Origin of the sequence: Streptomyces hygroscopicus subsp. hygroscopicus (assembly GCF_001553455.1) — a bacterium.
Lineage (GTDB): Bacteria > Actinomycetota > Actinomycetes > Streptomycetales > Streptomycetaceae > Streptomyces > Streptomyces hygroscopicus.
This window is the reverse complement of the sequence record NZ_BBOX01000315.1, coordinates 1-4,730: the sequence shown is the minus strand read 5'-3', so window position 1 is coordinate 4,730 and position 4,730 is coordinate 1. Positions and strand designations below refer to the sequence as shown.

Annotated in this window: 5 protein-coding genes; 3 read left to right on the top strand and 2 right to left on the bottom strand. The window is 73.3% G+C overall.

Going from position 1 to position 4,730, the window contains the following annotated elements; genetic code table 11:
* Nucleotides 1-28: 28 nt before the first annotated feature.
* Together AXW62_RS28760 and AXW62_RS28755 are read right to left on the bottom strand one after the other, a co-directional pair.
* Nucleotides 29-883: a universal stress protein gene (locus tag AXW62_RS28760; RefSeq protein WP_060947090.1), complete on the bottom strand. Its 855-nt coding sequence runs from the start codon at nt 881-883 to the stop codon at nt 29-31.
* Nucleotides 884-921: 38 nt separating this feature from the next.
* Nucleotides 922-1,596, bottom strand: coding sequence for a CBS domain-containing protein (locus AXW62_RS28755; RefSeq protein WP_060947089.1), 675 nt, complete (start codon nt 1,594-1,596; stop codon nt 922-924).
* Nucleotides 1,597-1,806: 210 nt separating this feature from the next.
* Between AXW62_RS28755 and AXW62_RS28750 the strand changes: the two genes are divergently transcribed.
* The 3 genes from AXW62_RS28750 (at nt 1,807) to AXW62_RS28740 (ending at nt 4,684) form a co-directional block, all read left to right on the top strand.
* Nucleotides 1,807-3,039, top strand: a complete 1,233-nt coding sequence (locus AXW62_RS28750) for an Acg family FMN-binding oxidoreductase (RefSeq protein WP_306305079.1) — start codon at nt 1,807-1,809, stop codon at nt 3,037-3,039.
* A 237-nt stretch (nt 3,040-3,276) separates the two neighbouring features.
* Nucleotides 3,277-4,245, top strand: a complete 969-nt coding sequence (locus tag AXW62_RS28745) for an ATP-binding protein (RefSeq protein ID WP_060947088.1) — start codon at nt 3,277-3,279, stop codon at nt 4,243-4,245.
* Between the two features lie 46 nt (nt 4,246-4,291).
* Nucleotides 4,292-4,684, top strand: coding sequence for an SCO5389 family protein (locus AXW62_RS28740; protein WP_060947087.1), 393 nt, complete (start codon nt 4,292-4,294; stop codon nt 4,682-4,684).
* Nucleotides 4,685-4,730: the final 46 nt, after the last annotated feature.

The following is a 4,730-nucleotide window of genomic DNA, read 5'->3' as shown; positions in this document are numbered from 1 at the left end:
GTGGGGAGGACGACAGCGACCGGGCAGGCTATTCGTGGGGGACGACGGCGACCGGGCAGGCCGCGTGGTGCACGGCCGCCTGCACCACGGGGCCGAGGCGGGGGCCGAGGGCGGGCGGGCGCTTGCGCCGTCCGACCATCAGCAGACCGCTGCCGGCCGCGGCCCGGACGACGGCCTGGGCCGGGCTCTCCAGCCGTACCTCGTCGATGACCCGCACCCGGGGAAACCTCTCCCGCCACGGCCGCAGGACCTCGTCCAGCTCCCGTCGCGCCCGCTCCGCGAGGTCCTGGGATCCGCCGGATTCCGCGCCCCGGGCCGGGTACGTCCGGTCGGGTTTCCTGCCGTGGACGGCGCGCAGCGGCACGTCCCGGGTGAAGGCGGTGACGTAGGCGAATTCCAGGAGGTTGTCCTGGGGGCCGTGCAGGCTCAGGGCCACGGTCACCGGCCGCCGGTGTTCCTCCGCCTCCTGCCCCGCGCGCACCAGGACCACCGGCCGTTCCGCCTGGGCGACGGCGCGCAGCGCGACGTCGCCCAGGAAGAAGCTCGCCACCCGGTCCAGCCCCCGCGATCCGAGCACCAGCACCCGGGACCGCGCCGCCGCGTCGAGCAGGGCCGTCTCGGCCTCGTCGGCGACCAGGTCCTCGGTGATGGTCAGTCCCGGGTGGAGAGGGGCCAGCTCGGTGCGGGCGTCGTGGACGATCCGCTTCGCCCAGTAGTTCTGGTCGTCCGCCGCCGGGCTGTCGGGTGTGGGCGGGGACAGCAGGATCCAGGCGTGTGTCAGACGCAGCCCCAGTTCGCGCCGCTCCGCCTCGTCGGCGGCCCAGTGAGCGGCGGCCAGGCTCTCGGCCGAGCCGTCGAGACCCACGGTGACCACTTGTTCCACGGCCGTACCTCCTGACGGGTGTCACGCGCTGACGGGTGTCAGGCGGCCACGGCGGTGCCGCCGGTGTCATCGGTGCCGTAGGCGAGGTGCTCGGTGACCGAGACCACCCCGTCCACCCCCCGGCACAGCCGCACGAGGACCGGGACCAGGCTCCTGACCTCGACCGATCCCTCCAGCGTCACCTCGCCGCCGCGCACCTGGACCGTGACGGCCGAGGGAGCCAGCCGCAGGGTCCTGCGCAGCAGGTCCCCTTCGATCTCGTCGCGGATCGAGTCGTCGTGGCGCAGGAAGACCCGCAGCAGGTCGCCACGGCTGACGATGCCGAGCAGCCGGTCGGTCTCGTCCACCACGGGAAGCCGCTTGACGCCCCGGTCCGCCATCACGCGGGCCGCCTCGACGACCGTCCATTCCGGACGTGCGCACACCGCGGGCGCCGACATCAGCTCCTGCGCGCTCGCCCCCTCCGCCTTCGCGCGTTCCCACGCCTCCAGGTGCGGGACCGGCAGCAGACCGGACGGGTCGGCCTGGCCGGAGGACTTGCGCAGCAGATCGGCCTCGGACACCACGCCGACCGGGTGTCCGGAACCGTCCACGACCGGTACGGCGGTGACGTCGTGCTCCGTGAGGAGCCCCGCGAGTTCCTTGAACGGCATGTCGCGCGGGGCCCGGACCACGGGGCGGGTCATGAGTTCTCCGACCGTTCTGTGGTGCATGTCCCGGCTCCTCTCGAAACGCGCGGTGGCCGGTGTCCGCTACCGAGCCTGCCAGCCCCGCCCCGCCACCGGATGAGCCTGATGGCTCCGGCTCCCGGCCACTCGGCCCACAACGGGGCCGTCCGGCCCCTCGTCCGAGGGCTTTCCGTCCCCAGGACACCGCCCGCCGGCGGTGGAACAGTGGGAAGCGGACCGAGAGGCGGGATGTCGATGCATGCTCAAGTCGGCGACCAGCTGATTGTCGAAAGCCCCACCACGGATGCCACGAAACGCGATGGTGAGATCGTCGGGCTCCACCATGACGACGGGACACCTCCCTACGACGTGCGGTGGTCGGACACCGGTCAGGTCACCCTTGTGTTCCCCGGTCCGGACGCACACATTCACCCCCTCGCCCACGGACCGGAAGGGGACCGGGAGGCGGCCGGGCAGCGTGGACCGGCGGCCACCCACCGCAGCGGCCGGCCGCTCTCCGAAGCGGTGGTCACGGCCCTGGTGCGGGACGCCACGGCCGCGCCCTCGATGCACAACGCCCAGCCCTGGCGGTTCCGGTACGTCCGGCACACCCGCGCCTTCCAGCTCCGGGCCGATCTCCGGGGCGCCCTGCCGCACAGCGACCCCGAACTCAGGGCCCTGCACATCGGCTGTGGCGCCGCCCTGATGAACCTGCGGGTCGCGGTGGCCCACGAGGGCTGGGAGGCGGCGACCCGGCTGCTGCCCGACCCCGGCGACCCGATGCTGCTGGCGTCGGTGACGCTGACCGGCCCGCTCGGCGAGGAGACCGATCCGGCCGATCTGTACCCGGCGGTGAGCGCCCGGCACACCAGCCGCCACCCCTTCGCCGAGACGGCGATCCCCGAGGCGGTCCGGGCCGCTCTCGTCGACGCCGCGGGCAGGGAGCGGGTGTCGCTGTCCTTCCCCTCCGGGTGGCACCTCCAGTCCGTCCTGGATCTCGCGCTGGAGGCCGAGGCGCGGAACCTCACCGACGCCGGAGCCGCCGCGGACCTGGCCCGTTTCACCCGCGGCGCGGGCGATGCGCGGCCGGCCACCGAAGGGGTCCCGGAGTACGCCTTCGGGCCCCTCCGCCACCTCGGCAAGGCGCCCATGCGGGACTTCGCCGGCGGGAGGGCGGTGCCCGGCCGCCCGACCGCGGATTTCGAAGCCCATCCCCAGCTGGCGCTGCTGAGCACCTCGCGCGACCGGCCCGAGGAATGGCTGCGCACCGGCCAGGCGATGGAGAGGGTGCTGCTGCGCGCCACCCTGGCGGGGCTCGCCACCTCGTTCGTCACCCAGGCCCTCGAATGGCGCGATCTGCACTGGCCGCTGCGCGACCCGGCGTCGGGCATGGCCTATGTGCAGATGGTGCTGCGTCTGGGGTACGGCCCCGCGGGTGCGCCGACCCCCAGACGGCCGGTCCACGACGTGCTGGACATCGAGCCGTAACCCGGACCCGGCCGTACGTGCCGTAACCCGGGCCCGGCCGTACGTGCCGTAACCCGGGCCCGGCCGTACGTGCCGGGGCCCAGCCGCACGCGGGTGCGACCGGTACGCGCCCGCGTCCCGGCGGTGGCGCGCGGCCATCTCCCGCCGTCGCACGGCGACTTGACACGGAGTCCACACCTGGGGAAGCCTTCCCGAAGCGATATGACATTCATATTCATCTGGAGGTGACGCGCGGACATGCGTACCGCGTTCGTCGGCAAGGGCGGCAGTGGCAAGACCACCCTCTCCGCCCTCTTCGCCCAGCACCTGGCCCGCTCGCACGCCCCCGTGGTGGCGATCGACGCCGACATCAACCAGCATCTGGGCGTCGCCCTGGGGCTGGACGGGAACGCGCTGCGCGACATCGTCCCGCTCGCCGACCGCCTCGCCGGGATCAAGGAGTACCTGCGCGGCGACAACCCGCGCATCACCTCCCTGGACGCCATGGTCAAGACCACCCCTCCGGGGCGCGGCTCCCGTCTGCTGCGGCTGCTCGGCCCCGATCCGGTGCACGCCCGGCACGTCCGGGACGCCGGCGGAGTGCGGCTGATGACCACCGGGGCGTTCACCGAGGAGGACCTCGGCGTGGCCTGCTACCACTCCAAGCTCGGGGCCGTGGAGCTGTATCTGAACCATCTGGTGGACGGCCCGGGGGAGTACGTCGTGGTCGACATGACCGCGGGCGCCGACTCCTTCGCCTCCGGGCTGTTCACCCGGTTCGACATGACCTTCCTGGTCGCCGAGCCCACCCTCAAGGGCGTGTCCGTCTACCACCAGTACAAGGAGCACGCCGCCGAGTTCGGGGTGCCCCTCGCCGTGGTCGGCAACAAGGTGACCAGCGAGGACGACCGGCTCTTCCTCAAGGAGCAGATCGGCGACGACCTGCTGGTCTGCCTCGGCCACTCGGACTGGGTCCGCGCCCGGGAACAGGGCCGTCCCACCGGGGAGCTGGAGCCCGAGCACAGCCTGGCCCTGGAGCAGCTGCGGGCCGCCGTGGACGCCCGGCCCAAGGACTGGGACGCCTTCCAGCAGCAGGCCGTCACCTTCCACCTGCGCAACGCCCGCGCCTGGGCCGACCGCGCCACCGGCCAGGATCTCAGCGCCCAGGTCGACCCCGAATTCCGCCACGGACCGGCCGCGCTCGCCACCGCCGCCGCGTCGCACTGACCCCGTCCGCCGTCCTCCGCGACCCGACCGATTGGGACCCTTTCGCATGTCACTGAACGTCGCCCCCGAACTCCTGGCCCAGGCCGAGCGGGGCGAGGTCTCCGAGCGGGACTTCGTCGCCACCGTTCGCGACTCACTGCCGTACGCCTACGACCTCATCGCCCGTCTGGCGGACGAACTCGGCACCGCTGACGCCGAGTTCACCGACAACCAGACGCCGCCCCCGTCCGAGGCCGAGCGGGGGCAGCTGCTGCGCGCCCTCGCCAGCGACGCCATCCGCGGCAGCCTGGAACGCCACTTCGGGATCACCCTCGCCTTCATGAACTGCCACCGGGTGGCCGCGTTCCGTCCCGGGGCCGAAACCGGTCCGGCCTACGCCGAGTTCGTCTCCACGCGGTCCCAGATCCTGAACCAGTCGCCCGAGCTCCGCGACTGCTGACCGCGGTCGCCCCCGCAGCCCCGCGTGGCCCCGGACCACTCCGGTC

Excerpts from the sequence above, each read along its gene's own strand:
- AXW62_RS28745 (WP_060947088.1), top strand. The coding sequence starts at position 3,277 with ATGCGTACCGCGTTCGTCGGCAAGGGCGGCAGTGGCAAGACCACCCTC.
- AXW62_RS28755 (WP_060947089.1), bottom strand. The coding sequence starts at position 1,596 with ATGCACCACAGAACGGTCGGAGAACTCATGACCCGCCCCGTGGTCCGG.
- AXW62_RS28750 (WP_306305079.1), top strand. The coding sequence starts at position 1,807 with ATGCATGCTCAAGTCGGCGACCAGCTGATTGTCGAAAGCCCCACCACG.
- AXW62_RS28740 (WP_060947087.1), top strand. The coding sequence starts at position 4,292 with ATGTCACTGAACGTCGCCCCCGAACTCCTGGCCCAGGCCGAGCGGGGC.